The organism is Vibrio sp. 704, from assembly GCF_033339295.1.
In genome coordinates, this window is the sequence record NZ_JAWOUH010000003.1 from 181,556 (window position 1) to 208,330 (window position 26,775).

Below are 26,775 nucleotides of genomic sequence, written 5' to 3' on the forward strand. Positions count from 1 at the left end.
CTGCGCAATGCAGCCCTTTCTTGTTGGTGTAACCTAAAAAGTCAGATTACTTATCTTGGCTGAGCCCCATCAATGCTTGTTGTGTTTCTGCAACACGCTGAGACATATGATGATCGGTTGAAATACCAAGTTGTTGCTTTGCCTCGTCCTCTGAGATGCCTAGGTGACAACGCAGTAAATCAATAGCCATCTGATAGTCGTTAGTTTCTACCATGGTTTTTCCCTCAATACATGGAGTTTTTGAGCTCACCCAATGCACTTTTTGCAATGTACTTAGAGTGGCTCTGTTTTGTTCATCTCATTCGAATTTAGCATGTCCATGTAGCCGCACAATAAGACCAAAGTCTATAGCAGAGCTAACGTACTGTTTTTGGTCTATTAAAAAATTTCTAGCTAAGTTGCTAAGAGGTGATAGATTTAACACCAAGATCATCTATCAATAGATGATGGGTAGCTCAGAGCTTATTTTATCATTTTGATAAATGTATATGAACGGAGGTTCCGGCTCCTACCAAAGCATGTTTTGAAATCGCTTGAATCAAATATTTCAGTCCCGAAAACAAATGTTGCAATTTATTGCTTAACCTTGTTTTTATCGCGGATAGACTATATCTATAACGCACGGAACATGAAAATCAACGGAATTGGCTTTTATAGCGATTACCATTTGTTCCTTATAACAATCCGTTTTAAAAAAACGATAAGCTTCCTCGGAGAAAAGTAATGAAGCGAATTATGTTATTCCTAGCAACTAACCTAGCTGTCGTGCTAGTGCTTAGTGTTGTTCTGAATATTGTTTACGCTGTAACTGGAATGCAACCAGGCAGTCTGTCAGGTTTACTTGTAATGGCTGCTGTATTTGGTTTTGGTGGCGCATTTATTTCGTTGATGATGTCAAAGGGTATGGCGCTACGCTCGGTTGGTGGTATGGTCATTGAAAGCCCGCGCAACGAAACGGAGCATTGGTTAGTCGAAACTGTGGGTCGTCAAGCTCAACAAGTGGGTATTGGTATGCCAACGGTGGCTATTTATGATTCACCAGATATCAATGCATTTGCGACAGGTGCAAAACGAGATGACTCTCTTGTCGCAGTTTCTACTGGTCTTTTACACAATATGACTCGTGATGAGGCAGAGGCAGTACTTGCACACGAAGTGAGCCATATTGCAAATGGTGATATGGTCACGATGACGTTGATGCAAGGTGTCGTGAACACGTTTGTTATCTTCCTATCACGCTTTATTGCCAATATCGTGGCATCGAACGATGATGAAGAAGGCCAAGGTACAAATATGATGGTTTACTTTGGCGTATCCATGGTGCTTGAACTGGTATTTGGTTTCCTAGCTAGCTTCTTGACTATGTGGTACAGCCGTCATCGCGAATTCCACGCGGACGCAGGTGCTGCGCGCCTCGTTGGCAAAGAAAAAATGATTGCGGCTCTAGAGCGTTTGAAGGTGAGTCATGAATCTCAACTGGATGGCACCATGATGGCGTTTGGTATCAATGGCAAGCAGTCGCTGACTGAGCTACTAATGAGCCACCCTCCGCTAGATAAACGTATTGCAGCGTTGCGAGGCCAGCAATACTAATTGTTCCTACTTAAATAATTGTTAATCTGCTGAAAAGGCTTGGTTTTGACCAAGCCTTTTTTTTCGCCGATTGATCGCGTGCGAACTTCATCACGTACTACTTACAGAAATAAAGTTATACAAAATTATTTTTGTACAACTTTGGAGGAATGAACTATCTTGTACATATAATAATTTTGTACAACTTAATGGGCGTGTAGGAGTAAAAAATGGACATACAGTCTGTTGGCAATATCTATCAAAAGCTCAACAAAGCGAACTTACATCTGCTTAAGGATATATATCACCAAGATGTAGTATTTGAGGACGCAGCGCATCGTTTAGAAGGATGGCCAGCACTTTCGGATTATTTCACCTCATTATATGCCAACGTCATCAGTTGTGATTTTGTAATCCATGAGCATCAACAAGTCGGAGATACAGGCTTCCTAACGTGGACAATGGACCTTCAGCATCCCAAACTTCAGAAGGGTGCGCCTATTCTCGTCAATGGTGTTTCGCACCTCAAATTTAGCGAAGGTCAGGTCATTTATCACCGAGACTATTTTGATCTCGGAGAGATGCTCTATGAGCATTTACCATTACTTGGTTCAGTCGTTAAAACCATCAAGCAGAGGTTAGGACAATGAACAACACCATTTTAATCACAGGCGCCACCTCCGGAATAGGAAGACAGCTTGCCCTAGATTACGCGACCTCAGAATGGAATGTGATTGCTTGTGGTCGGAATCAAGATGTTCTTGCAGAACTGGAGGCAGTTTCTTCCAAAATTCATACATTGCAGTTTGATGTGACAAATTATGAGGAAACTCAGCAGGCGCTCTCTAATTTGCCCTTTACGCCAAACACATGGGTTTTTAACGCAGGCGATTGTGAGTACATGGATGAGGGAGTGGTCGACGCGAAACTCATGGCGCGTGTGATGAACGTAAATGTTGTCGGTGTTGCCAACTGCGTTGAAGGCTGCCAAGTACATTTAGAGAGAGGGCACCGCATTGTTATTGTTGGCTCTATCGCATCAGAAGTGGCACTGCCTCGTGCAGAAGCTTACGGCGCATCCAAAGCGGCAGTCAGTTATTTTGCACGCACGCTCGCCGTCGACTTGAAAAAGAAAGGGATCAAAGTGGTAACGGTGTTTCCTGGTTTTGTTGAAACGCCGTTGACTGACAAAAACGACTTCGAAATGCCAATGATCATTTCTACTCAGCAAGCGTCGGACTCTATCAGGAAGCAGTTAGCCGCCAACAAGACCTATATCTATTTCCCAGCGAGATTTACCAGTATTTTACGTTTTATCTCGTTACTTCCATACAGTTGGCAAGCTCGCCTAACTGCTAAACTCGTATCATAAGAAGGAATAAAAATGAAAACAGCAGGAAGAAAGAAGATAGCGATTGTGGGAACGGGAATCTCTGGCCTTACTTGTGGTTATTACTTGCATAAAGAACATGAGGTAACGCTTTTTGAAGCGAACGATTACATCGGTGGCCATACTGCAACCGTTGATGTGAGCCTTGATGGTAGAGAATACGCGATAGACACTGGGTTCATCGTCTATAACGACCGTACGTACCCTAATTTCATTAAAATGATGAGCGAGATTGGCGTTGAAGGTCTGCCGACTCAAATGAGCTTCAGTGTCAGAAACGATGGGAACGGACTAGAGTACAACGGCCACACAGTGTCGACATTGTTTGCTCAAAAACGTAACTGGGCAAACCCTAAATTTTATCGATTTATCTTCGAGATACTTCGTTTCAATAAACTTGCCAAGCGCTTCGCTAGCGAGCAATCTTCGCACTCTCAGACGTTAGGTGAGTTCCTTGACGAACACAAATTCAGTGCTTTTTTTACCGATAACTACATATTACCGATGGGTGCTGCGATTTGGTCGTCGACTTTAGCTGACATGCGCGCATTCCCTCTTATGTTCTTCTTACGTTTCTTCCTCAACCACGGTCTGCTAGATGTGACTAACCGACCACAATGGTATGTGATTAAAGGTGGTTCACGTTCATACATTCCACCATTGACCAAAGGCTTTGCCGAGAATATTCGTCTTAATAGTCCTGTCGAAAAAGTGGTTCGCAACGAAAAAGGGGTTGGCGTTCAAGTTCGCGGAGAAACGCATTGGTTTGATGACGTTATCTTTGCTTGTCACAGTGATCAAGCAATGAGAATGCTAGAGGATATCAGCCCAATTGAGCAGGAAATCTTGGGGGATATGACATACCAAGCAAATGAAGTTGTTCTTCATACCGACTCTGCCGTACTACCAAAACGTAAGGCAGCATGGGCATCATGGAACTACCTATTGGAAGGCAGTGAAGAGGAACAGCAACGCCTCCCTTCGCTCACTTATAACATGAACATTCTTCAGCATATTCAATCAGAACATACGTTTTGTGTAACGTTGAACAGTACTGAGCAAATTAACTCAAATAAAGTCTTGCGTTCGTTCACTTATCATCATCCAGTATTCACCACTGAGTCTATTGCAGCGCAGCAGCGCAAAGATGAGATACAGGGCAAACAAAGTACCTGGTTCTGCGGCGCTTATTGGTACAACGGTTTTCATGAAGATGGCGTGCGTAGCGCGCTTGATGTTGTGAAAGAACTAGAAGAAAAGTACCGCGAACAAAATGTGGTTCCTTTCGAAAAAGGCGCAGCGTGATATGGATAGCCAAATGAACAGCCGATTGTTTATAGGCAACGTTCGTCACCGTCGATTCACGCCTGTGAATCATGAGTTGAACTACTCTTTATTTATGCCCGCCATCGATGTAGACGAGCTCGATGCTTTAGAGAAAAAAGTATGGGGTTTTGGTTCGCGTTGGTGGCATTGGGCTCGCTTCAAGCGCAGTGATTACATTGGTGAAGGCAGCGTCAAGTCGGCAGTGCACAGCAAAATTGAAGAACTGACAGGTGTTCGCTGTACCGGCAAGGTAATCGCAGTCTGTCACTTGCGTTATCTAGGGCTTTATTTCAGTCCCGTTAATTTCTACTACGTTTATAACACGGAAGGAGAATGGAAGTATCTCCTCGCAGAGGTGAGTAACACTCCTTGGAATGAACGACATTACTACGTGGTGTCAGCAGATAAAGAAGAAGAAAAGTTTGGTTGGGAACAAGTTAAAGCATTCCATGTTTCACCATTCAACCCGATTGACCAACTCTACCGCTGGAGAATTAAACCTTTGACAGACAAGTTGAATATTCATCTTGAATGTCACAAAGGAAAGAAACACTTTGATGCTACCATGGTTATGAAAGCCAAGCCACTTTCAAGCAAAACCTTATTGAGGTGTTTGATCGTTACACCAATACAAACGGTAAAAGTAATGGTTGGTATTTATTGGCACGCATTAAAACTTTGGGTGAAAGGCGCACCATTTTATTCTCATCCTAAATATTCAACGCATGAAGAAATAGAAGCCGATACTGAAAAAACAGACAAAAAAAATAAAAAGCACAAGGAGAATTCTGCATGTTAAATACTAGTTCTATGACATTGCCGCGTAAATTGACGACAACGCAAAAAGCGGCTCGCGGAGTTATTTTTCAATGTCTGCAAAAAATGGAAATCGGCTGCTTAACAGTTATTGAAAGTTTTAAGACGGAAACGACAGAGCGAAGCGAGCGTTTTAGTGCGCCAAATGGGGAGTACAGTGGTCAACCTGTTGTCGCTACTATAGAGGTAAAACATCCAGGCTTTTATTCACGGATCTTGCAGGGCGGCAGTATTGCTGCTGGTGAGGCTTATATGGATGGGTGGTGGGATAGCCCCGATTTAACCTCATTAATGAAACTGATGGCCCTTAACATGCGTGCTCTAGATAAACTCGAAGAGCAAGGCAGTTGGTTGACTAAAATACTGTACAAGTTCAGTCATTGGTCAAACAGAAATTCTGAAGAGAACTCACGTAAAAATATCCATGCGCATTACGACTTGGGTAACAACCTATACGAAGCGTTCCTTGATATCAATATGCTGTATTCGTCGGCGCTTTACAATCATGCGGATGACTCTCTAGAGCAGGCTCAAATCAACAAAATGGATCGTCTATGTCAGCAACTTGAGCTGAAATCTACCGATCATGTTGTTGAAATTGGCACTGGGTGGGGCGCTATGGCGATTTACATGGCTGAACAATACGGTTGTCAGGTCACCACAACAACGATATCTGAAGAGCAACACGCGTACGCGGAGCAAAAAATCAAAGAGCGTGGCTTAGAAGACAAAATCACTCTACTCAAAGAAGATTACCGAAACCTAACCGGCACTTATGACAAGCTCGTTTCTATTGAAATGATTGAAGCTGTGGGCAAACAATTCCTGCCTTCGTACATTAAGGTCTGTGAGTCTTTATTGAAGTCTGGTGGCTTGATGGCGATTCAAGCGATTACGATTGCCGATCAGCGTTACGATTACTACAGTAACAACGTCGACTTTATCCAAAAGTACATTTTCCCGGGTGGTTTTTTACCGTCGGTAACCTCACTAACCCAAGCAACAACAAAGTACAGTGACTTAGTGACGCGAGACTTGTTCGATATTGGTTTGGACTACGCCAAGACGCTGAACGAATGGCACCTTCGTTTTAATCGAGCAGAGAATGAAGTGCGCTCGTTTGGCTACGACGATCGCTTTGTGCGTATGTGGCGCTACTATTTGAGCTACTGTGAAGGGGGCTTTTTGGCTCGCACGATCAGTGCAGTTCACATGACGTTTCAACGCCCGTAGTTCGTTATGAAGGTATTTCTTGCTTCGACATGGTTCCAACTCTGCTGGTTTGCAGCGGTGCTTGGAACCTATCAATGGCAATGGGTGACGTTATTCCTTACTTTGGCAACCCTACTATACTGTCTGAAAAGCGATGCATCTTCGCTCAAAAGTATTGGTGTGATCGTCACGAGCGGGCTCGTGCTTGATACGCTCAATCAACAACTATCGGTCTTTGTCTTTCCAACCCCATGGCTGCCAGTCTGGTTATTATGCTTGTGGGTTTTGTTTTCTTGGTATGCCTATCAACTTAAGTCAATTTTGTACCGTTTCCCAAAAACCTACGTATCAATAATAGGCGGACTCGGAGGAACAGCGAGCTACTTTGCTGGCTATAAGCTCCAAGCCGTTGAATTTGGATTTAGCACTGGCGCTACACTGGCAATGTTGTTTGTCGAATGGTGCGTCATGATGCTCTTGATACTCAAGGTGTACGGAAATGAAAAGCTTGAAGAGAGACTTAACTCAGAGACTGACTAGGCTGCTTGCGTTGGTAATAGTAACTGGCTCTTTTGCTCTGCAAGCTCAACCTGTTGGAAATAGCGAAGCTGCCAGCAACATTGCGAATTGGAAGGGATGGAAAACTGTTGGAGAAGCCCAACTTACTTGGTTCATCTTCGATATTTATCACTCAAGATTAAAAGCGCCTGATGGAAAGTTCATCGTAAGCGATGACGTATCGCCACATCCCCTTGCGTTGGAAATTAATTACAAGAGAGACATCAGTAAGCAACAGCTGCTTGATGTGACGGATGAGCAGTGGGCGAAATTGGGTTTTACGGACTCATATCGAAAAGCTTGGATCAGCGAGCTCGATCGTATGTTTCCTGATATTCAAAAAGGTGACGAGCTTACTTATCTAACAGATGGAAAATCTGGTCAGCTTTTTTATAAGCAGGTTGGGGACGTGCAAGTAAAGAACGTTGGCATCATTGAAGACGAACGAATGAACGATGCATTTTTGGCTATATGGTTATCACCCAACACAGAATTTCCGAAACTCCGAAAACAATTGATAGGGCAGGTTAGATAGTGTTTAAACGAATTTTTAAATCAGCGACTTTAGTGGCAGCTGTTTTTCTTTCGGCATGTTCCGCAGACATTGATAATTACCGCTCTTCTACACCGACTTTTGACGTATTCGGTTATTTCGAAGGCGACATAAAGGCGTGGGGGATGGTGCAAGATTATACCGGACAGCAAACGCGTCGCTTTGAAGTCGATATAGTGGGTACTGTAGCGGGTGATACGCTGACGCTGGTGGAAGACTTCGTGTTTGATGACGGAGAGGTGGACCAGCGAATTTGGGTTATCACTAGATTAGAAGACGGTCGTTATGAAGGTAAGGCAGACGATATTATAGGTGTAGCAACAGGGGAAGAGCAGGGCAATGCGTTACAGTGGCAATATGACTTTGAGCTACAAATGGAGGATTCATCAGTGACGGTTGCTTTTGATGATTGGCTTTATCGTCAGGATGACAGACACGTTTTCAATCTAACGAAAATAAAAAAGTTTGGTGTGGAAGTAGGAACAATAACCTTGTTCTTCCAAAAGCAGCCATAACAAATGGGGCTGATCTTCAATTAATAATCCATTCCATATAACTAAAATTATTTTCTCCCGACCTAACTCTCCTAACTAAAAAAGGTTGACGCTTTCGCGTCAACCTTTTAGGTATCTGGTCGTTACACGAGGATTACAGCTTATCTGTCAGCTCGATTGCTTGACCGATATAGTTCGCTGGCGTCATCTCTTTCAGACGTGCTTTCTCGTGCTCAGGAAGCTCAAGACCGTCGATGAAGTTACGCATTGCTTCGCCGTCTACACGCTTACCACGAGTTAGCTCTTTCAGCTTCTCGTATGGCTTCTCGATGCCGTAACGACGCATAACTGTTTGTACTGGCTCAGCTAGTACTTCCCAGTTCTTGTCTAGTTCAGCAAGAAGCGCTTCACGGTTTACTTCTAGCTTGCTGATGCCTTTAAGCGTAGAAGTGTAAGCGATGATAGCGTAGCCAACACCAACACCAAGGTTACGTAGAACCGTTGAGTCAGTTAGGTCACGTTGCCAACGAGAGATAGGCAGTTTCTGTGCTAGGTGGCCGAATACAGCGTTCGCAAGACCTAGGTTACCTTCTGAGTTTTCAAAGTCGATTGGGTTAACTTTGTGAGGCATTGTTGAAGAACCGATCTCACCAGCAATAGTTTTTTGCTTGAAGTGGCCTAGTGCAATGTAACCCCAAACGTCGCGGTCGAAGTCAATCAGGATAGTGTTGAAACGAGCGATAGCGTCGAACAGCTCAGCGATGTAATCGTGCGGTTCGATTTGAGTTGTGTAAGGGTTCCAAGTTACGCCTAGAGACTCTGTGATGAACTCTTCAGAGAACTTGTGCCAATCTAGCTCTGGGTAAGCAGAAAGGTGTGCGTTGTAGTTACCTACTGCACCGTTGATTTTCGCTAGGATCTCAACGTTTTCGATTTGCTTGAATTGACGCTCCATACGGTACGCCACGTTTGCCATTTCTTTACCCATAGTAGATGGAGAAGCAGGCTGACCGTGTGTACGAGATAGAAGAGGAATGTCGCGGTATTCCACTGCTAGTGCTTTGATAGCGTCGATTAGGTTACGGATTTCTGGAAGAATCACGTTCTCACGCGCTTCTTTAAGCATTAGAGCGTGTGATGTGTTGTTGATGTCTTCAGAAGTACATGCGAAGTGGAAGAACTCGTTTACTGCGTGCAGTTCAGGAACGTCTGCTACTTTCTCTTTTAGGAAGTACTCAACCGCTTTTACGTCGTGGTTAGTTGTACGCTCGATCTCTTTGATACGGCGTGCATCTTCTTCAGAGAAGTTTGCAGCAAGGTCGTCTAGGAATTGGTTTGCTTCTGCGCTAAACGCTGGCACTTCTGCAATTTCAGCAGTAGCAGCAAGCTTTTGTAGCCAGCGGATTTCAACGATAGTACGGTACTTTAGTAGACCGTATTCACTGAAAATTTCGCGTAACGCAATTGTCTTGCTTCCGTAACGGCCGTCTACTGGTGAAACAGCAGTCAATGCTGACAGTTCCATGATGTTCTCCTGAATTGGGTTTCTAAATTTCGTGAGCTTTATACCAATAACTGTGGCAATTGTCACGAATATTGCGCAAACGTTTGCGCGAGATTTGTTTTAGTCGAAAAAAATGAGCTCGCGATAAACGCGAGCTGCTTATTTGATATTTTACTACAGACGAGCAAGAAGGATTTGTGCTTGCTCTACCATCTTCTTGCGCCCGAAGATTAGGTGGCGACGCTTACCACCAACTTGACGCCAAAGAACTGCACTACGAATGCCAGATAACAACAGCGCACGAACTTTGTGTTGGCTTGCCGTCTGCTGCAGTACAGATGGCGTGCCCGTTACTTGAATGCGTGGGCCAATAGGGCTAACGACATCCAGATAGATGCTCGCTAAATTGCTGATCATTTGATCGTCTAGTAGCTCAAAGTGCTCTGACTGACGCTTGGCCATTTGAATACGATCACCAAGCTGAGACATAGCATCGTTACGAGAGCTTAACTTACGCTCTAACGCCATTAAACTAATAATGTAACGAGTAATTTCACTGCCTGATGGTGTGCTATCAATCCCTTTAACCAAGCATTCTAGGCCGAGCTTTAGATCGGCTTCGCGACCGAATACGCCAACTGTGTTAGCAGGGTTCGTGCTCAAAATAGCGTTGATTGATGTTTCAAAAGCATCTTGATCACAATGTCCGTTTCTCGCTACCTGTTGAACTAAAGCAACAGCTTGGCAAATCCCAGCGAAAGCGATAGTACGGTCATAAAGTGTATTCGCCACGTAACGACTCCTAAGCTTGAGAATATTTAATGCGTTGCTCGATGATGCCGCCACCTAGGCACACGTCACCTTTGTAGAACACTGCTGATTGACCTGGAGTTACAGCAATTTGTGGCTCGTCAAAGATAACTTTAATGTTTTCATCATCGATAGGGATGATTGTACAAGGAATATCTTCCTGACGGTAACGAGTTTTCACTGTGCACTTCATAACATCGCGAATTGGCTCACGATCTACCCAATGAAGTTGTGATGCAAGTAGACCTTCTGATTTCAACATTGGATGGTCTTTACCTTGAACAGCAATCAAAACGTTACGTTCTAGATCTTTCTCACCAACGAACCAGGGGTCCTCGTTACCACCGCCGCCTTTACGGCCACCGATGTGTAGACCTTTACGCTGACCAAGTGTGTGGTACATCAGGCCTTGGTGTTGACCAATCACTTCGCCTTCTGGCGTCTCGATATTACCAGGCTGAGCTGGAAGGTAGCGACCGAGGAATTCTGTAAACTTGCGTTCACCGATGAAACAAATACCAGTTGAGTCTTTCTTCTTAGCGGTAATTAGATCTTGTTCTTCCGCAATGCGGCGCACTTCTGGCTTCTCTAGATCACCAACAGGGAATAGGCTACGTGCGATTTGCTCGTTGCTTAATGTGTACAGGAAGTAGCTTTGATCTTTGTTGCCATCTAGACCACGTAGCATCTGTGGTTTTTCACCATTTTCTGGGAAAGAGCGACGCACATAGTGGCCCATTGCAATGTAATCAGCATCAAGTACTTCATCAGCGAATTCTAGGAATGCTTTGAACTTGATTTCTTTGTTACAAAGAATGTCAGGGTTCGGAGTACGGCCAGCTTTGTATTCAGCAAGGAAGTACTCAAATACGTTATCCCAGTATTCGGCAGCAAAGTTGATAGTGTGTAGGTGGATGCCTAGCTTGTCACATACTGCCTGAGCGTCAGCAAGATCTTCTGCCGCTGTACAATATTCTTCGTTGTCATCTTCTTCCCAGTTCTTCATGAAAAGGCCTTCTACTTGGTAGCCTTGCTGCTTTAGAAGATACGCGGAAACAGATGAATCAACGCCGCCGGACATACCGACGATGACTTTCTTTTGGCTGTTATCAGACATTACTAAACACCACTTAAATAAACGGGATGCAGATTCTATCAGAATCCACAGACCGGTGACAGATCCGAGATCGAAATCACAATTCGTTTCGCTGGATTTTTCTTCAACAAAGATTCGAACGAGTAATTTCGCAAGTATAGAAGAGGTATATATGGCATAGTTGGCCAAAATCCAAGAGGAAACACCAAATGACAGAAGAAAACCAATTTATGCAAGAAAGTGAGTTGATTGAAATTGTGGAAAATCAGCTCGAAGATGGCAACCCGCTTAAAGTAAAAGAAACCCTTATGCGTTTAATGATGACTGGCACACCACGTGAAGATGCGGTTGCGATGATGGCATGTGCGATGTCAATTGAGATTTTTGATGTGATGAAGAATGAAGGTGAGTTCAACCTAAAGCGTTATAGCGAGCACCTTGAGCAACTACCAGATCTCAGCTTTATGGAAGGTGAATAAGCCACCTAAAAGAAAAAAGTAGTCAGCAAACGTTTGCTATAATCGCTTTTATTGCTGCTTTATTATTAGCGGTATAGAATCCGCTCTCCTTTTCATCCCCTTACTCAGACTGACAATATGAAATTTCCTGGACAACGCAAATCGAAGCACTATTTTCCTGTTCATGCTCGTGACCCGCTGGTGAGCCAAGCACAAGAAAGCAAGAAGATGACGCGCACTCACATCATTGGTATTGACCAAACCTTGGTTGATATTGAAGCAAAAGTTACAACGGATGTGATTGAAAAGTACGGTCTGAGTAAAGGTCACTCTTTGGTTATCGATGACGAAAGAGCAGAAGAGTTATACCAGCAACTGAAAGAAGAGAACTTGATTACCAATGAGTATGCGGGCGGTACAATTGGTAACACGCTACATAACTACTCCGTGCTAGCGGATGACCGCTCCACACTACTTGGAGTGATGAGCCAGGATATTAAGATTGGCAGCTACGGTTACCGTTATCTTTGTAATACATCAAGCCGCATGGATTTGAACTACCTACAAGGTGTAGATGGTGCAATTGGCCGTTGTTTTGCTCTTATCACAGAAGACGGTGAACGTACTTTTGCTATCAGCGAAGGGCAAATGAACCAACTCCATCCTGATAGCATTCCAGAGAAAATCTTTAAAAATGCATCAGCACTTGTACTGACGTCATATCTAGTACGTTGCAAAGACGGCGACCCAATGCCGGAAGCAACAATGAAAGCGATTGAGTACGCGAAAAAGAATGATGTGCCTGTTGTTCTGACTTTAGGCACAAAGTTTGTTATTCAAGATGACCCTAAATATTGGCAAGAATTCATTCGAGATAACGTTTCAGTCGTTGCGATGAATGAAGATGAAGCAGAAGCTCTGACGGGGGAATCTGATCCACTTGCTGCGTCTGATAAAACATTGGAGTGGGCTGATCTAGTATTGTGCACGGCGGGTCCTGTAGGTCTATTTATGGCTGGGTATACGGAGGATAGCGCGAAGCGCGAAACTTCTTTGCCATTACTTCCAGGGTCAATTGCTGAATTTAATCGTTATGAATTCAGTCGTCCGGCGAAAAAAGACTCATGCGAGACGCCAATAAAAGTGTACTCGCATATCTCGCCATATATGGGTGGCCCAGAAAAAATTAAGAATACAAATGGCGCAGGTGATGCTGCGTTATCTGCTGTTCTTCATGATATGGCAGCAAATAAATACCATAAAGAAAATGTGCCTAATTCAAGCAAGCACAGTAACGAGTATTTAACTTACTCTTCTTTTTCTCAAGTCTGCAAATACGCAAACCGTGCTAGCTACGAAGTTCTCGTGCAACATTCACCACGATTGTCGCGCGGACTTCCTGAGCGAGAAGATAGCCTAGAAGAAGCATACTGGGAACGTTAATACGAAGCGGTTTAATTAACTATTCTGTAACTAAAGTAAAAGGCACATTAAGAAATGTGCCTTTTTTTTTGTAATGGTTTAAATAAAAAAGGCTCCCTATGGGAGCCTTTTAAAAATAGCATGGATCTAGATTAGGAACTCATCCAGAGATTTACCTGCATCAAGTTGCTCTTGAATCGCCGAAGGTGTACGACCTTGGCCAGTCCAAGTTTTCTCATTACCGTTTGAATCTGTGTATTTGTATTTAGCAGGGCGAGGTGCGCGCTTCGCTTTGCCTTTCGTCTTAGTTTCGCCAGATAGCGCAGTAATAAGTGCTTCTACGTCAATACCGTCTTGAGCGATTTTCTCAGCAATCTCTGCAAGCTTAGCTTCTTGCTCTGCTTGTGCTGCGCGTTCTGCTTCTTCTGCTTCACGACGCTCATCTACGACAGTAGTGAGTTTATCTAGAGCTTCTTCCAATTGTTCTAGAGTCAGCTCACGAGAAAATGCACGAAGGCTACGGATATTTAGAAGGGTTTTAGTCAGCTCTGACATAACGATTCCTATTAAAAGGTTAATGTGTTGGGCACTTTTTATCGTTACGATTAAATAATGCCAATCTATAAATAAACAAAGAGTCCTTATATTTAACTTTATCTTTTCCTTATGTGCAAATGCTAAATCAAGATTTTGTTTAAATTTGACTATTTTTTAAAGCAATTAATATTATTACACTCGAAATAAATCATTATTAGATGAGAACTAAAATCAACAATCATTATTGTATAGAGAGAGTGACAGCTTGGTTTTTTATAAAAAAATTTGAGTTATTACTTAAAAATATGAAGCATCCATCTTTAATGGTGTGTCATATATCCTTAATTTATTGATATAAGATAAACCATGATATTTCTAAGGTAGTAATAATGTTTCATAAATAACATGATTGATGTGATTTCAGTTGCACAAAACTTATGGAAGTAGGCAAGGTTTATAAATTATCTCAGCCATTATTTATTTGTTTAATTTAGTTTGATGTGTTGCATTGACTCTCATCATAAGTACAATGGCTGCCACCTGATGCAATATTGCAGACAATTTGTTGTTAATTTGTACAGTTAGTGGTTAATTGTTTGTTGTTGCCGTAGAGGCGCGGTCTCGAAGAGTAGCTATTATTGGGGTGATGCCAATGAATAATAGTGGAAGGCGAAGATTGCCGAAGTAAGTAACTCATCAAAGTTACTTGCTGGGGTTGTATCTGAAAGGAACAACACTGCCATAGTATATATTCACATTAAACTATGGAGCGCTACTGTAGGGTTGGGTGGAGTGTTCGCTTCCCTGTCGCTAAGTTCAACATGAGCACGTATCGTATGCTACGTGACTTGTCTGCAGTAGATCTCTAGCCAAACTTTGGTTTTTGAAGATCATGAATTTAATAGATTTTTCTAGTTCTCCTGTTTCATTATTGCCACCTATTGTCGCTTTGACTTTGGCGATTTTGACTCGACGTGTATTAGTTTCCTTGGGTGTAGGTATCGTGCTAGGTGCGGTGCTACTTAATAGCTGGTCTATCAGCGACACCGCAGGTTACGTCAGTTCTCAAGTTTCTTCTGTCTTTATTGAAGATGGCGGAATTAACACTTGGAACATGAGCATTGTTGGCTTCCTAATCTTATTAGGTATGACAACAGCTTTATTAACGTTATCTGGCGGTACTCGTGCTTTTGCTGAATGGGCACAATCTCGAGTTAAGAGTAAACGCGGCTCCAAACTTCTTGCCGCCTTTTTAGGCGTATTCATTTTTGTCGATGATTACTTTAATAGCCTTGCTGTTGGTGCGATCTCTCGCCCAGTAACCGATCGCTTTTATGTGTCTCGCGCTAAGCTTGCGTACATTCTAGACTCAACCGCTGCTCCAATGTGTGTAATTATGCCTGCTTCTAGCTGGGGTGCTTACATTATTACTATTATTGGCGGGATCTTAGTCTCACATGGGATCACAGAGTATTCGGCTCTTGGCGCATATGTTCGTCTTATCCCAATGAACTTCTACGCCGTTTTTGCGCTGCTAATGGTGTTCGCTGTTGCGTGGTTTGGTCTTGATATTGGTAAAATGCGTGAGCATGAGATCTCTGCATCGCAAGGTCGTGGCTTTGATAAAGACAAAGAAAATGACTCGCAAGAAGCGCATGACCTAAATGAAGAGCTAGATATCCGTGAAAGTGAAAAGGGTAAAGTGTCAGATTTGATACTTCCTATCGTGACGCTGATTATCGCGACTATCGCTTCAATGCTTTACACGGGTGGCCAAGCATTGGCTGCTGATGGTAAGGAGTTTGCGCTTCTTGGTGCTTTTGAAAATACAGATGTAGGTACATCACTAATCTACGGTAGCTTGCTTGGCTTAGCAGTTGCACTGTTTACTGTTGTGAAGCAAGGTCTACCAATGGCTGAGATCGCACGTACACTTTGGATTGGTGCTAAGTCTATGTTTGGTGCGATTCTAATCTTAGTATTTGCCTGGACCATTGGCTCTGTTATCGGTGATATGAAGACTGGTACTTACCTTTCGACAATGGCGCAGGGAAATATCAACCCTCATTGGCTCCCAGTTATCTTATTCTTGTTGTCTGGCCTGATGGCGTTCTCAACAGGTACTTCATGGGGTACGTTCGGCATCATGCTTCCAATCGCCGGAGACATGGCTGGTGCAACAGACGTAGCGCTAATGCTACCGATGTTGAGTGCGGTTTTAGCTGGTGCGGTATTCGGTGACCATTGTTCACCAATCTCAGATACGACTATCTTGTCATCGACGGGTGCACGTTGTAACCACATTGATCACGTATCAACACAGCTACCTTATGCATTATCAGTCGCGCTTGTTTCATGCGTCGGCTTTATTGCCCTTGGTATGACTGCTTCAATAGCGTTCTCGTTCATTGCAGCGTCGATAACATTCGTTATCGTTTGCGCTATTTTGTCATGGCTTTCAAAGTCTAAAATAGCGTCTTGCCAGAGTGCGTAATTCACTGATTTAAAAAGTAAATTTATAGGAGGCTTCGGCCTCCTTTTTTATTTGTATTATACAATTCGAATTTTTTTAAAATTAAGGGTTGAAAAAAGTAATCAGCTTGGTTAGTGTGGTTGGTAACAAAGCAAATGAGAAGAGCCTTGAAATAAGTATGCGTAATTTTGTAATGAACATTCATCACCATCATCACCCAATCTAGTCTTTCGGGCGATGTACGCATACCCGGGAGGCAGGAAACTCCCGGAGGTAAAATCAAAGTAAAAGCAGATTTTAAACCCTCGGGAGACTTCAATCTCCCGAGGGTTTTTTAGTTTTATTAGTTTGAAAAATACTTAGATATCAAAATCTTGCATAGGGACAAAGCAATGCAAACACAACGTTTAAGAATCGCAATTCAGAAAAAAGGTCGTCTTAGCAAAGAGAGTCAAGCTCTACTAAAACAGTGCGGCGTAAAGTTCAACGTAATGGGCGAGCGTTTAGTTGTCCATTCTGAAAATATGCCAATTGATTTACTCTTGGTTCGTGACGACGACATCCCAGGTTTAATTATGGATGGCGTGGTTGACCTTGGCTTTATTGGCGAAAATGAGCTAGAAGAAGTTCGCCTTGACCGCAAAGCATTAGGTGAACCCTGCGAGTTTGTTCAGCTTCGTCGACTTGATTTTGGTGGCTGTCGTTTATCTATCGCAATCGACAAGGACGAAGAGTACAACGGTCCACAAGACTTAGCTGGCAAGCGTATTGCTACAACGTATCCTCAACTTCTAAAAGCGTACATGGATGAAGCCGGCGTTCCATTCTCTACATGTATGCTGACAGGCTCCGTAGAAGTTGCGCCTCGCGCGGGTCTCGCTGATGCTATCGCTGATTTGGTTTCTACAGGTGCAACACTGGAAGCGAACGGCCTTAAAGAAGCTGAAATTATCTTCAAATCAAAAGCGACATTGATTCAACGCACAGGTGAGTTCGACGCAGACAAAGTGGCGCTAATCGAAAAGCTGTTAACTCGCATGCAAGGCGTGCAGCAAGCGAAAGAATCTAAGTACATTATGCTTCACGCCCCAGCAGAGAAGTTAGATCAAATTAAAGCACTACTGCCAGGTGCTGAAGACCCAACTGTTCTTCCTCTTTCTGCAGATAAGCAGAAAATGGCTGTTCACTTAGTGAGTTCTGAAAACCTGTTCTGGGAAACAATGGAACAGCTGAAAGAGTTGGGCGCAAGTTCAATTCTCGTTCTACCAATTGAAAAAATGATGGAGTAAGCATCATGAGAACAGTCGTTTGGCAATCATTAAGTGAGAATCAGCAAGACTCTATTTTGGAGCGCCCTGCTATTGCAGAAGGTGCCAATATCACCACTGCTGTGGCCGAAGTTATTGCTAAAGTTCGAGAAGAAGGTGACTCTGCTCTTATTGAGCTGACCGAAAAGTTTGACCGTGTTAAGCCTGAATCCATTCGTGTTTCTTCTCAGGAAATTAAGGCAGCGTCAGAGCGTTTGTCAGAGTCAATGAAGAGCGCATTAGAGCAAGCTTACGCCAATATTTCTAAGTTCCACAAAGCGCAAAAGCCGCAACCGATCAAGGTGGAAACCCAGCCAGGTGTCCTTTGTGAACAAGTAACACGCCCAATTCAAAAAGTGGGTTTGTACATTCCGGGTGGCAGTGCGCCTTTGCCATCGACTGTTTTGATGCTCGGCGTTCCTGCAAAAATTGCAGGTTGTCGTAAAGTCGTTCTTTGTTCTCCACCGCCAATCGCTGATGAGATCCTTTATGTCGCGAAACTGTGTGGCATTGATGAGGTGTATAACGTCGGTGGTGGCCAAGCAGTTGCTGCAATGGCTTATGGCACCGAGACTGTATCGAAAGTAGATAAGATCTTTGGTCCGGGCAACGCTTACGTGACCGAAGCAAAACGTCAGGTAAGTAATGATTTCCGTGGTGCGGCGATTGATATGCCAGCAGGTCCATCAGAAGTTCTTGTGATTGCCGATGAAACCGCAGATGCAGACTTTATCGCTGCGGATCTTTTGAGCCAAGCAGAACACGGTCCTGATTCTCAAGTGGTACTTGTGACTCCTTCTCCTGTGATTGCTGATCAAGTGACGGATGCGGTTCAACGTCAGCTTAAGGAGCTATCTCGTGCAGACATCGCAGAAAAGGCTCTGGCATCAAGCTTGATCATTATTTCCGAGTCGATGACGCAGTCAGTTTCTATTTCCAATTACTACGGTCCTGAGCACTTGATTGTTCAGACTAAGAACCCTCGTGAGCTTCTACCTCTACTTGATAATGCAGGCTCTATCTTCCTTGGGGATTGGTCGCCTGAATCTGCGGGAGATTACGCATCGGGGACTAACCACGTCCTTCCTACTTACGGTTACACACGTACTTATTCAAGCTTAGGTTTGGCGGATTTCTCTAAACGAATGACGGTTCAGGAGCTTTCTGCTGATGGTTTAAAGAACCTTGCACCAACGGTAGTCACGATGGCTGAAGCAGAAGGTCTGGACGCTCACAAACGTGCTGTTACTATCCGCGTAGAAAAATTAGCAAGTAAGAAAGAATAAGAGAGTAATGAGATGGAAAAGCTAGCGCGTAAACAAGTCCAACAGCTTACCCCTTATATGTCGGCTCGCCGAATCGGTGGTACGGGTGACGTATGGCTAAATGCCAACGAATCACCATTTAACAATGAATACAAAACAGACTTTGCTCGTCTTAATCGTTACAGCGAATGCCAACCGAAAGAACTGATTTCCGCTTACGCAGCGTATGCGGGTGTGAAGCCAGAACAAACACTGACTTCTCGCGGCGCAGACGAAGGTATTGAGTTATTAATTCGTGCATTCTGTGAGCCGGGTGAAGATGCGATTCTTTACTGCCCACCAACTTACGGCATGTACGCCATCAGTGCAGAAACCATCGGTGTAGAGCGCAAAACCGTGCCGCTAACGTCAGATTGGCAACTAGACCTTGCAGGCATCGAAGCTAATCTGGATAACGTGAAACTGGTTTTTGTATGTTCGCCAAACAACCCAACAGGTAACTTGGTTAAGCGTGAGGACATTGTGTCTCTGCTTGAGATGACAAAAGACCGTGCAATCGTGGTGATGGATGAAGCGTACATCGATTTTTGTCCAGAAGCGTCAACGGTAGACCTACTGGCGCAATACCCGAACCTTGCAATTCTGCGTACTCTGTCGAAAGCTTTTGCGCTTGCAGGTCTACGTTGTGGATTTACGCTTGCGAACGAAGAGCTGATTAATGTACTTCTTAAAGTTATCGCACCTTACCCAGTCCCAGTTCCAGTGGCAGAAATTGCGACTCAGGCGCTTTCGGAAGCTGGTTTAGCGCGAGCGAAGTTTCAAGTTCTCGATTTGAATGCAAACCGTGCTTACTTGCAAGTTGGCCTTTCAATGATTCCGGGCTTGGAAGTGTTTGAAGGGTGGGGGAACTACCTATTGGTGAAATTCCCAGATGGCGATGACCTTTTCAAAGCGGCTTGGGATACGGGCATTATTTTGCGTAACTCGCCAATTGAAAACTGTGTGCGTATCAGTGTGGGTAACCGTGACGAGTGCGAAAAAACGCTTGGATTTATCAGAAACTACTACGCATAAATAGAGACAGAATTTATCGCTCTCGCTAAATAGCGGGAGCGCCAAAAGAATAGCAATAAGGAAGTTCGAGTGAGCAAACAACAAAAAATCCTTTTTATCGACCGTGATGGCACCTTAATTGTTGAGCCGCCGATTGATTTTCAAGTAGACCGTTTAGATAAGCTAAAACTAGAACCATTTGTTATCCCAAGCCTGCTGTCGTTGCAGGATGCAGGATACCGTCTAGTGATGGTCACGAACCAAGATGGTTTGGGTACCGACAGCTACCCACAAGCTGATTTTGATGCACCACACAACATGATGATGGAGATCTTTGAATCTCAAGGTGTGAAGTTTGATGATGTGCTGATTTGTCCTCACTTCGATGAAGATAACTGCTCTTGCCGTAAGCCTAAATTGGGCTTGGTAAAAGAGTACCTTCAAGGTGGCAAAGTGGATTTTCAAAACTCTGTTGTGATTGGCGATCGTCAAACCGATCTTCAACTTGCAGAAAACATGGCAATTCGTGGCATTCAATACAACCCAGAAACCATGGGTTGGAAACAGATCCTAAAAGATCTCACGGTGAAGGCTCGCGTTGCTGAAGTGGTTCGCACCACAAAAGAAACAGACATTAAAGTATTCGTTAATCTTGACGAGCAAGGCGGTAACGATATTTCTACAGGTCTTGGCTTTTTTGACCACATGCTGGATCAAATTGCGACGCACGGTGGATTCCAAATGGTGTGCAAAGTGGAAGGTGACCTGCACATTGATGATCACCACACAGTAGAAGATACCGCTCTTGCGTTGGGTCAAGCGTTGAAAGAAGCACTGGGTGACAAGCGTGGTATTGGTCGCTTTGGCTTTAGCTTGCCAATGGATGAGTGTTTGGCGCAATGCGCACTAGACCTATCAGGTCGTCCTTACCTTAAGTTCGACGCGCAGTTTAGTCGTGAGCAAGTGGGTGATCTTTCAACAGAGATGGTGGTTCACTTCTTCCGCTCTCTGACTGACACATTAGCGTGTACGTTGCACCTTTCTTCTGCGGGCAACAATGATCACCACATCATTGAAAGTCTATTTAAAGCGTTTGGTCGTACGTTACGCCAAGCAATCAAAGTAGAAGGCACTGAGCTACCAAGTAGTAAAGGCGTGCTTTAAGGCTAACGTTAGCAAGGAGAAAAACAGTGACAGAACAGAAAGTTGTCATTATCGATACTGGCTGTGCCAACGTTTCTTCGGTGAAGTTTGCCATTGAACGCCTAGGCTATGACGTAACGATTTCAAAAGATCCGCAAGTCGTATTATCCGCAGATAAGCTATTCCTACCGGGTGTGGGAACCGCCAGCGAAGCGATGAAGAACCTAGAAGAGCGCGATCTGATCAGCTTGGTAAAACAGGTAGAAAAGCCATTACTAGGTATCTGTTTAGGCATGCAACTGTTGGGCAAAGTGTCTCAAGAGAAAGGGCAGAAAGCCGACGAGTTAGTTGAGTGTCTTGGACTTTGTGATGGCGAAGTGAAGCTACTACAAACTGGCGATTTGCCGTTGCCGCATATGGGGTGGAACACGGTCTCTGCAAAAGCAGGTAATCCACTTTTCAAAGATATTGAAGAAGGAGAGTATTTCTACTTCGTGCACAGCTTTGCGATGCCTGTTGGGGATTACACGATTGCGGAATGTGAATACGGCAACCCGTTCACAGCAGCAGTACAAAGCGGTAACTATTACGGCGTGCAATTCCACCCTGAGCGTTCTTCAAAAGCGGGCGCGAAGCTTATTCAAAACTTCTTAGAATTATAAAAGGGATTTAGTGTGATTATTCCAGCTCTTGATTTAATTGAAGGACAGGTGGTTCGCCTTTATCAAGGTGATTACGGCCAAGTAACTGAGTACAAAGTCGACCCAGCAGAGCAGTTCAACTTGTACCACCAAGCTGGTGCTAACTGGCTGCACTTGGTGGATTTAACTGGCGCGAAAGACACGACAGCACGTCAACTTGATTTAATTGCAAAGCTACTAGCAAGCACGCCAGCGAACATCCAAATCGGTGGCGGAGTGCGCACAGAGCAAGACGTGATTGAGCTGCTAGAAGCGGGGGCTCAGCGTGTTGTCGTTGGCTCAACAGCAGTAAAACAGCCAGAGCTTGTGAAAGGTTGGATGGAAAAATACGGTGCAGAGAAAATCGTTCTCGCGCTAGACATCAACATCGATCAAGACGGCACACGTAAAGTAGCGATTTCTGGTTGGCAAGAAGATTCAGGCGTGACTATCGAAGCTCTGATCAACGATTACCTGACGGTAGGTTTGCAGCACGTGCTTTGTACGGACATTTCTCGTGACGGTACGCTAGAAGGCTCAAACGTAGAGCTTTATGTCGACCTATGTAAACAGTACCCACAAGTGCAGTTTCAATCTTCAGGTGGCATTGGCTCATTAGCAGATATCGAAGCGCTAAAAGGCAGCGGTGTGGCTGGTGTGATTGTTGGTCGTGCGCTGTTAGATGGTAAATTCACAGCAGAGGAGGCATTTGCATGCTGGCAAAGCGAATAATTCCATGTCTTGATGTTCGTGATGGACAAGTGGTGAAGGGCGTCCAGTTCCGCAACCACGAAATCATTGGCGACATCGTTCCTCTGGCGCAGCGTTATGCGGAAGAAGGCGCTGACGAGCTTGTGTTCTACGATATTACCGCTTCAAGTGATGGGCGTGTCGTTGACAAAAGTTGGGTCGCTCGCGTTGCTGAAGTGATTGATATTCCCTTCTGTGTCGCTGGTGGTATTAAATCAGCGGAAGATGCAGCGCGCATTCTTGAGTTTGGTGCAGACAAAGTGTCTATTAACTCACCTGCATTGGCTAACCCGCAACTGATTACTGACCTTGCTGATAAGTTTGGTGTGCAATGTATCGTCGTTGGTATCGATTCATACTACGACAAAGAGACAGGCAAGTATCAGGTTTACCAGTTTACTGGCGATGAAGAACGCACCAAAGCAACTCAATGGGAAACACGTGATTGGGTGCAAGAAGTACAAAAGCGTGGCGCTGGTGAAATCGTACTGAACATGATGAACCAAGACGGCGTACGTAACGGTTACGATATTGAACAACTTAACATGGTGCGTGAAGTGTGTAACGTGCCATTGATTGCATCGGGTGGGGCAGGTGCTATGGAGCACTTTGCGGAAGCATACCAAAAAGCAAATGTGGATGGCGCGCTTGCCGCATCGGTATTCCACAAACAAGTCATCAATATTGGTGAACTAAAGCAGTATTTGAAACAACAAGGCATTGAGGTACGACTATGAGTGTGAAAGCCGCCGAAGTAAGTTCGCTAGTTGAGCGAATCAACTGGGAAAAGGTGGATGGTCTGGTACCTGCTATCGTACAAGATTTCCAATCAAGCCAAGTGCTGATGATGGGTTATATGAACCAAGATGCGTTGGCAAAAACGGGCGAAACAGGTCAAGTGACGTTTTTCTCTCGTACCAAGCAGCGTCTTTGGACGAAAGGTGAGACCTCCGGCAACGTATTGCAACTAGTGAACATTCAGCTCGATTGCGACAACGATACGCTACTGGTGAAAGTGAATCCCATTGGTCCTACGTGTCACTTGGGTAACACAACTTGCTGGGATGTGGACCCTCAAGAGGAGTCACAAATGGTGTGGCTTCATCAACTTGAGCAGCTATTGGCTGCCCGCAAGAGTGCCGACCCAGATTCCTCTTATACTGCCAGTCTTTATGCCCGTGGCACCAAGCGTATTTCGCAAAAAGTGGGCGAAGAAGGCGTTGAAGTCGCGCTTGCGGCGACGTCGGGCGATAAGGCGGAGTTAGTGTGTGAATCTGCAGATTTGATTTATCACTTAATGGTATTGCTTCAAGACCAAGGCTTATCGATGAATGACGTAGTGAACAAACTGAAAGAGCGTCATAAGTAAGCTTGCGATAAGTGAAAGCCCCTATGCTCTCGAGCCTAGGGGCTTTTTACTTTAGTGTTCTTGATTCGGGGCAAAAACCGGCAACAGTGCTGGTGGCGATTAGATTCTGAATCACGCTCGTCCCTCGCTGTTCAGAATGACGGTATATTTTCTAATGGTACTTGCAGTAGAGTTATTTACTTCAAATAGGTACATATATTCACGTCACTCCAACGAACCTAGGCGAAGTCAAGAATCCAATTAAATCGAGCTCAATAAGCTAGGAGTGGATGATCTTACCCACAACACTTCTTAAATTTCTTACCGCTTCCACAGATACACGGGTCGTTACGACCTACTTTTAGGCTACTCACTGGTTGGTTTAGGCGAGGATCTTGTTCTGGTTCTTCTTCTAGCTCTTCTTCTGGAAACGTGCCGTCAATGTAGTACCAAAGCCCATTTTCTTTCACGAAACGAGAACGCTCTGTCATACAGTAGCGTTTGCCGTCTTCATCAAAATAAGCGCTAAACTCTACAAAGCCTTCATTGTCATTACTGCCAGCTTCTGTTTTTACAACTTCAAGCTTGCACCAATCGCTGTCGATAGATTGGGCAATGCCTTCACGTTGCTCTTCTGCATTACAGCTTGGGTGGTATGTGTTCACCACGTAATCCACTAGACCTAACACATGCGCGCTGTAACGAGAGCGCATTAGCTGCTCCGGAGTGGTGACGTCAGCGTGGTTATTGTGGGCAATTTCACAACACTGTTGGTAGGTGCGGTTAGAGCCGCAAGGACAAGAAGAAGCCATAAAATGAAATCTCGATTAATTAAGCGGTAAAAACAAACAACCCCACATAAGTGAGGTCGCAGGTATTCTTTGGGGCATTATAGCCGTTTAGGGCGTTTGAGACAGCAGTTCTTGAGCCCATTCCGTCGATTGATTAAAAGCGTCTGCTAATTGAGGTTCGGTTAATTTAAGAACGGTGCAATATCGCTCGGCTAACTCCCAGTCCGCTTGTTCGTAGGCGATCGTCATCGAAAGTAAGTGACCAAGTACGCCTTTTCGACTGGTTAATGCGAGTTTTATATCTTCGTCAACGGGGATATCTTCAATGACATCCGAGAGCGGTTGATCGAGCAAAGATCCGAGCAAAGAAAACATGCCTGTCAAAAAAGCCTGCCCAGGGTCATACCTAGTGTTCATTTGACTAAGTAGCAGTTCACACATTCGTGCACGCTGAATCGCTAAAGAGTAAAGAGAGTCAGGTTTATCTTCTTGAACGGAGGCAATTGCAACTAAGGAAATAAAGCGTCGTAGTCGCTCTTCACCCAGATAAATAAGCGCCTGTCTGAACGATTTGATCTTAGTCGTTAATGTATATCCTGAATTTACGTAAGTAAGCAGCTTGTATGACAGCGTCACATCAATCGAAAACAGACGTTCAACCTCATTGAAGTCGATGGGCTTATCTGCAATCTCTTTACAAAGTTGGATGACGGTAAGAAACGCGGGGTTCAACCGTTTTTTCTGGATCATCTCAGGTTTGCTAAAAAAATACCCTTGAAAATAGTTAAAACCGGCTTCTAGAGCTTGCTCAAACTCTTCATAGGTCTCTACCTTTTCCGCAAGAAAGTCGATTTTAAATGGGCTCAACGCCTGAATAAAAATGGCAGCTTTCTTGATCGGCACAAGTCTAATATCAAACTTGATCATGGAAACGTATGGAAGAAAACGCTTCCAAGCTTTCGTCGGAACAAAATCATCCAGAGCAATTTTGTACCCGCACTCATGAAGGTGCTTGATGGCTTCTAACAGTTCTTCTGTCGGTTGGCAGTCTTCAAGGACTTCAATGACGAGAGATTCTTTAGGAAACAAAGTTGGGACCAAGTTCACCAAGCTTTGATGCGGAAAGTTAACAAAGCCAAGTTTGTTTCCTAATGTGTTGTAATGCGTCGACAAAAAATGATCGGATAGCAGTCGACTAGTAGCCAGCTCTGGTTCTACTTCAGGGAAGGTATTTTTAGGGCCGTCTCGAAAGAGGAGTTCGTAACCTATGGTTCGTTTTTCTCTATCCAGAATCGGTTGGCGAGCTACGTAAGAATACTTCAATTAGGTACTTCGTTCTGTTTAACTTAGTATTATGATAATAGCGATTTTTTACAAAATATCTACGACTTGAGCGTGAATCTTCTACACGCTCTACATGCTTAACGCAAATTCTGTATGAACGGTCTCGTTTGCAGGTCAAAACTATCAGAATTTACTTTTAAAACTGAGCCTTGCGTATACCAATCCCCTAAAACAATTCGGGTCTTTTTAATGCCATCGACGTCAAAAAAATGTGTGTTCGGGCGATGTGTGTGACCATGAATCATTATGTTGACGCAGTTCTGAGACATCACTTTCTCGACCTCATTTTGGTTAACGTCCATGATATCTAATGACTTGCTCATTTTATCATCACGAATATCGGATTGAACTTTTGAGACAATTTTCTTCTTAATGAACCAAGGAATACGGTTAAACAACCATTGTAGCCATGGCTTGTGAACGGTTTTTCTAAACTCTTGGTATTTCACATCGTCAATGCAGAGCGTATCGCCATGTAGGATTACGGCTTTTTGACCATAAAGATCAATCGTGCAGACATCGTCGAGTAATGTCATACCGGTTTCTTTGCAAAAGCGTTTGCCGAGTAAAAAATCTCGATTGCCTTGGATGAAAAAAGTTGGCACACCCGCATCCGTCAGTGCTTTAAATTCTGCACGGATTTGGTCTGCAAAAGGGGTGTTGTCATCGTCACCAATCCAGAATTCAAACAGATCGCCGAGTACATAAAGTGCATCAGCTTTTGTTGCTTCTGTTCGCATGAACGTCACAAAACATTCCGTGATATCAGGACGTGATGGGGTAAGGTGAAGATCGGAAATAAATAATGTCGTCATAGAAATAAGGGGAAGCTATGCCTCCCCATTAACTTATCTTTTAAAAATAATTCCTAAG

28 protein-coding genes, 1 riboswitch and 1 other annotated feature are annotated in these 26,775 nt (G+C 44.1%); of the genes, 20 read left to right on the plus strand and 8 right to left on the minus strand.

Features of this window, described 5'->3' with window-relative positions; all coding sequences use genetic code 11:
- Positions 1-46: 46 nt before the first annotated feature.
- Entirely contained in the window at positions 47-250 is a 204-nt protein-coding gene (locus R7R24_RS06845; RefSeq protein ID WP_054575128.1) for a hypothetical protein, read from the minus strand.
- 473 nt (positions 251-723) lie between these two features.
- Between R7R24_RS06845 and htpX the strand changes: the two genes are divergently transcribed.
- The 9 genes from htpX (at position 724) to R7R24_RS06890 (ending at position 7,942) form a co-directional block, all read left to right on the plus strand.
- The gene (gene htpX, locus R7R24_RS06850) at positions 724-1,593 is read left to right on the plus strand and encodes a protease HtpX (protein WP_005388085.1); all 870 of its coding nucleotides are present in this window, start codon (positions 724-726) and stop codon (positions 1,591-1,593) included.
- Positions 1,594-1,802: 209 nt separating this feature from the next.
- A complete protein-coding gene (locus tag R7R24_RS06855; protein WP_005378211.1) occupies positions 1,803-2,222 on the plus strand; it encodes a nuclear transport factor 2 family protein in 420 nt (139 codons plus the stop codon).
- Positions 2,219-2,944 (plus strand): SDR family oxidoreductase, encoded by a 726-nt coding sequence (locus tag R7R24_RS06860; RefSeq protein WP_054577961.1) that lies wholly within the window; start codon positions 2,219-2,221, stop codon positions 2,942-2,944. Before R7R24_RS06855 ends, R7R24_RS06860 begins: the two co-directional genes overlap by 4 nt.
- A gap of 12 nt (positions 2,945-2,956) precedes the next feature.
- Positions 2,957-4,267 carry an NAD(P)/FAD-dependent oxidoreductase gene (locus tag R7R24_RS06865; RefSeq protein WP_054577960.1) on the plus strand — a complete coding sequence of 437 codons (1,311 nt, stop codon included), beginning with the start codon at positions 2,957-2,959 and terminating at the stop codon, positions 4,265-4,267.
- A 1-nt stretch (position 4,268) separates the two neighbouring features.
- A complete protein-coding gene (locus tag R7R24_RS06870; RefSeq protein WP_054575131.1) occupies positions 4,269-5,087 on the plus strand; it encodes a DUF1365 domain-containing protein in 819 nt (272 codons plus the stop codon).
- Positions 5,081-6,337: an SAM-dependent methyltransferase gene (locus R7R24_RS06875; RefSeq protein WP_054577958.1), complete on the plus strand. Its 1,257-nt coding sequence runs from the start codon at positions 5,081-5,083 to the stop codon at positions 6,335-6,337. The genes R7R24_RS06870 and R7R24_RS06875 overlap by 7 nt, the downstream gene beginning before the upstream one ends.
- 6 nt (positions 6,338-6,343) lie before the next feature.
- Positions 6,344-6,856 (plus strand): DUF2878 domain-containing protein, encoded by a 513-nt coding sequence (locus R7R24_RS06880; protein ID WP_005378203.1) that lies wholly within the window; start codon positions 6,344-6,346, stop codon positions 6,854-6,856.
- Positions 6,816-7,409, plus strand: a complete 594-nt coding sequence (locus R7R24_RS06885; RefSeq protein WP_017821712.1) for a chalcone isomerase family protein — start codon at positions 6,816-6,818, stop codon at positions 7,407-7,409. The genes R7R24_RS06880 and R7R24_RS06885 overlap by 41 nt, the downstream gene beginning before the upstream one ends.
- On the plus strand, positions 7,409-7,942 hold the full coding sequence (locus R7R24_RS06890; protein ID WP_017634388.1) for a DUF3833 domain-containing protein: 534 nt from the start codon (positions 7,409-7,411) through the stop codon (positions 7,940-7,942). Before R7R24_RS06885 ends, R7R24_RS06890 begins: the two co-directional genes overlap by 1 nt.
- Positions 7,943-8,075: 133 nt before the next feature.
- Here the strand turns inward: R7R24_RS06890 and purB are convergent, their stop codons facing one another.
- The 3 genes from purB to mnmA all read right to left on the minus strand — a co-directional run bounded on the left by purB (position 8,076) and on the right by mnmA (position 11,352).
- Positions 8,076-9,446: an adenylosuccinate lyase gene (gene purB, locus R7R24_RS06895; protein ID WP_005378198.1), complete on the minus strand. Its 1,371-nt coding sequence runs from the start codon at positions 9,444-9,446 to the stop codon at positions 8,076-8,078.
- Positions 9,447-9,599: 153 nt separating this feature from the next.
- Positions 9,600-10,217, minus strand: coding sequence for a high frequency lysogenization protein HflD (hflD, locus tag R7R24_RS06900; RefSeq protein ID WP_005378194.1), 618 nt, complete (start codon positions 10,215-10,217; stop codon positions 9,600-9,602).
- Between the two features lie 10 nt (positions 10,218-10,227).
- On the minus strand, positions 10,228-11,352 hold the full coding sequence (gene mnmA / locus R7R24_RS06905; protein ID WP_005378192.1) for a tRNA 2-thiouridine(34) synthase MnmA: 1,125 nt from the start codon (positions 11,350-11,352) through the stop codon (positions 10,228-10,230).
- A 188-nt stretch (positions 11,353-11,540) separates the two neighbouring features.
- On the opposite strand from mnmA, the gene R7R24_RS06910 reads away from it, so the two are divergent.
- Both R7R24_RS06910 and R7R24_RS06915 read left to right on the plus strand, forming a co-directional pair.
- Entirely contained in the window at positions 11,541-11,810 is a 270-nt protein-coding gene (locus R7R24_RS06910; RefSeq protein WP_005378190.1) for a hypothetical protein, read from the plus strand.
- Between the two features lie 117 nt (positions 11,811-11,927).
- Positions 11,928-13,232 carry an inosine/guanosine kinase gene (locus R7R24_RS06915; RefSeq protein WP_005378187.1) on the plus strand — a complete coding sequence of 435 codons (1,305 nt, stop codon included), beginning with the start codon at positions 11,928-11,930 and terminating at the stop codon, positions 13,230-13,232.
- 126 nt (positions 13,233-13,358) lie between these two features.
- Here the strand turns inward: R7R24_RS06915 and R7R24_RS06920 are convergent, their stop codons facing one another.
- Positions 13,359-13,766: an H-NS family nucleoid-associated regulatory protein gene (locus R7R24_RS06920; protein ID WP_005378185.1), complete on the minus strand. Its 408-nt coding sequence runs from the start codon at positions 13,764-13,766 to the stop codon at positions 13,359-13,361.
- A gap of 582 nt (positions 13,767-14,348) precedes the next feature.
- Positions 14,349-14,531: riboswitch (Lysine riboswitch) on the plus strand.
- Between the two features lie 109 nt (positions 14,532-14,640).
- Here R7R24_RS06920 and tet(35) point away from each other — a divergent pair.
- The 9 genes from tet(35) (at position 14,641) to hisIE (ending at position 23,788) form a co-directional block, all read left to right on the plus strand.
- Positions 14,641-16,242: a tetracycline efflux Na+/H+ antiporter family transporter Tet(35) gene (gene tet(35) / locus R7R24_RS06925; RefSeq protein WP_005378182.1), complete on the plus strand. Its 1,602-nt coding sequence runs from the start codon at positions 14,641-14,643 to the stop codon at positions 16,240-16,242.
- A 180-nt stretch (positions 16,243-16,422) separates the two neighbouring features.
- Positions 16,423-16,560, plus strand: a sequence feature (His leader region).
- Positions 16,561-16,613: 53 nt separating this feature from the next.
- A complete protein-coding gene (hisG, locus tag R7R24_RS06930) occupies positions 16,614-17,510 on the plus strand; it encodes an ATP phosphoribosyltransferase (RefSeq protein ID WP_005378180.1) in 897 nt (298 codons plus the stop codon).
- 5 nt (positions 17,511-17,515) lie between these two features.
- A complete protein-coding gene (gene hisD / locus R7R24_RS06935; protein WP_054575132.1) occupies positions 17,516-18,814 on the plus strand; it encodes a histidinol dehydrogenase in 1,299 nt (432 codons plus the stop codon).
- Between the two features lie 12 nt (positions 18,815-18,826).
- Positions 18,827-19,867: a histidinol-phosphate transaminase gene (gene hisC, locus R7R24_RS06940; protein ID WP_017634689.1), complete on the plus strand. Its 1,041-nt coding sequence runs from the start codon at positions 18,827-18,829 to the stop codon at positions 19,865-19,867.
- A 69-nt stretch (positions 19,868-19,936) separates the two neighbouring features.
- Entirely contained in the window at positions 19,937-21,010 is a 1,074-nt protein-coding gene (gene hisB, locus R7R24_RS06945; RefSeq protein WP_005389832.1) for a bifunctional histidinol-phosphatase/imidazoleglycerol-phosphate dehydratase HisB, read from the plus strand.
- Positions 21,011-21,036: 26 nt separating this feature from the next.
- Positions 21,037-21,651 (plus strand): imidazole glycerol phosphate synthase subunit HisH, encoded by a 615-nt coding sequence (gene hisH, locus R7R24_RS06950; RefSeq protein ID WP_017821716.1) that lies wholly within the window; start codon positions 21,037-21,039, stop codon positions 21,649-21,651.
- A gap of 12 nt (positions 21,652-21,663) precedes the next feature.
- Entirely contained in the window at positions 21,664-22,401 is a 738-nt protein-coding gene (gene hisA, locus R7R24_RS06955) for a 1-(5-phosphoribosyl)-5-[(5-phosphoribosylamino)methylideneamino]imidazole-4-carboxamide isomerase (RefSeq protein WP_053307442.1), read from the plus strand.
- Entirely contained in the window at positions 22,383-23,156 is a 774-nt protein-coding gene (gene hisF, locus R7R24_RS06960) for an imidazole glycerol phosphate synthase subunit HisF (RefSeq protein WP_004749837.1), read from the plus strand. The genes hisA and hisF overlap by 19 nt, the downstream gene beginning before the upstream one ends.
- The gene (hisIE, locus tag R7R24_RS06965; protein ID WP_053307441.1) at positions 23,153-23,788 is read left to right on the plus strand and encodes a bifunctional phosphoribosyl-AMP cyclohydrolase/phosphoribosyl-ATP diphosphatase HisIE; all 636 of its coding nucleotides are present in this window, start codon (positions 23,153-23,155) and stop codon (positions 23,786-23,788) included. The genes hisF and hisIE overlap by 4 nt, the downstream gene beginning before the upstream one ends.
- A gap of 275 nt (positions 23,789-24,063) precedes the next feature.
- Here the strand turns inward: hisIE and R7R24_RS06970 are convergent, their stop codons facing one another.
- From R7R24_RS06970 to lpxH, 3 genes are all read right to left on the minus strand, one after another.
- Positions 24,064-24,579 carry a YchJ family protein gene (locus tag R7R24_RS06970; protein WP_031812834.1) on the minus strand — a complete coding sequence of 172 codons (516 nt, stop codon included), beginning with the start codon at positions 24,577-24,579 and terminating at the stop codon, positions 24,064-24,066.
- A gap of 87 nt (positions 24,580-24,666) precedes the next feature.
- Positions 24,667-25,881 carry an EAL and HDOD domain-containing protein gene (locus R7R24_RS06975; RefSeq protein ID WP_017821720.1) on the minus strand — a complete coding sequence of 405 codons (1,215 nt, stop codon included), beginning with the start codon at positions 25,879-25,881 and terminating at the stop codon, positions 24,667-24,669.
- Between the two features lie 98 nt (positions 25,882-25,979).
- Complete coding sequence (gene lpxH, locus R7R24_RS06980) at positions 25,980-26,717, minus strand: UDP-2,3-diacylglucosamine diphosphatase (RefSeq protein ID WP_005378157.1); 738 nt, start codon at positions 26,715-26,717, stop codon at positions 25,980-25,982.
- Positions 26,718-26,775: the final 58 nt, after the last annotated feature.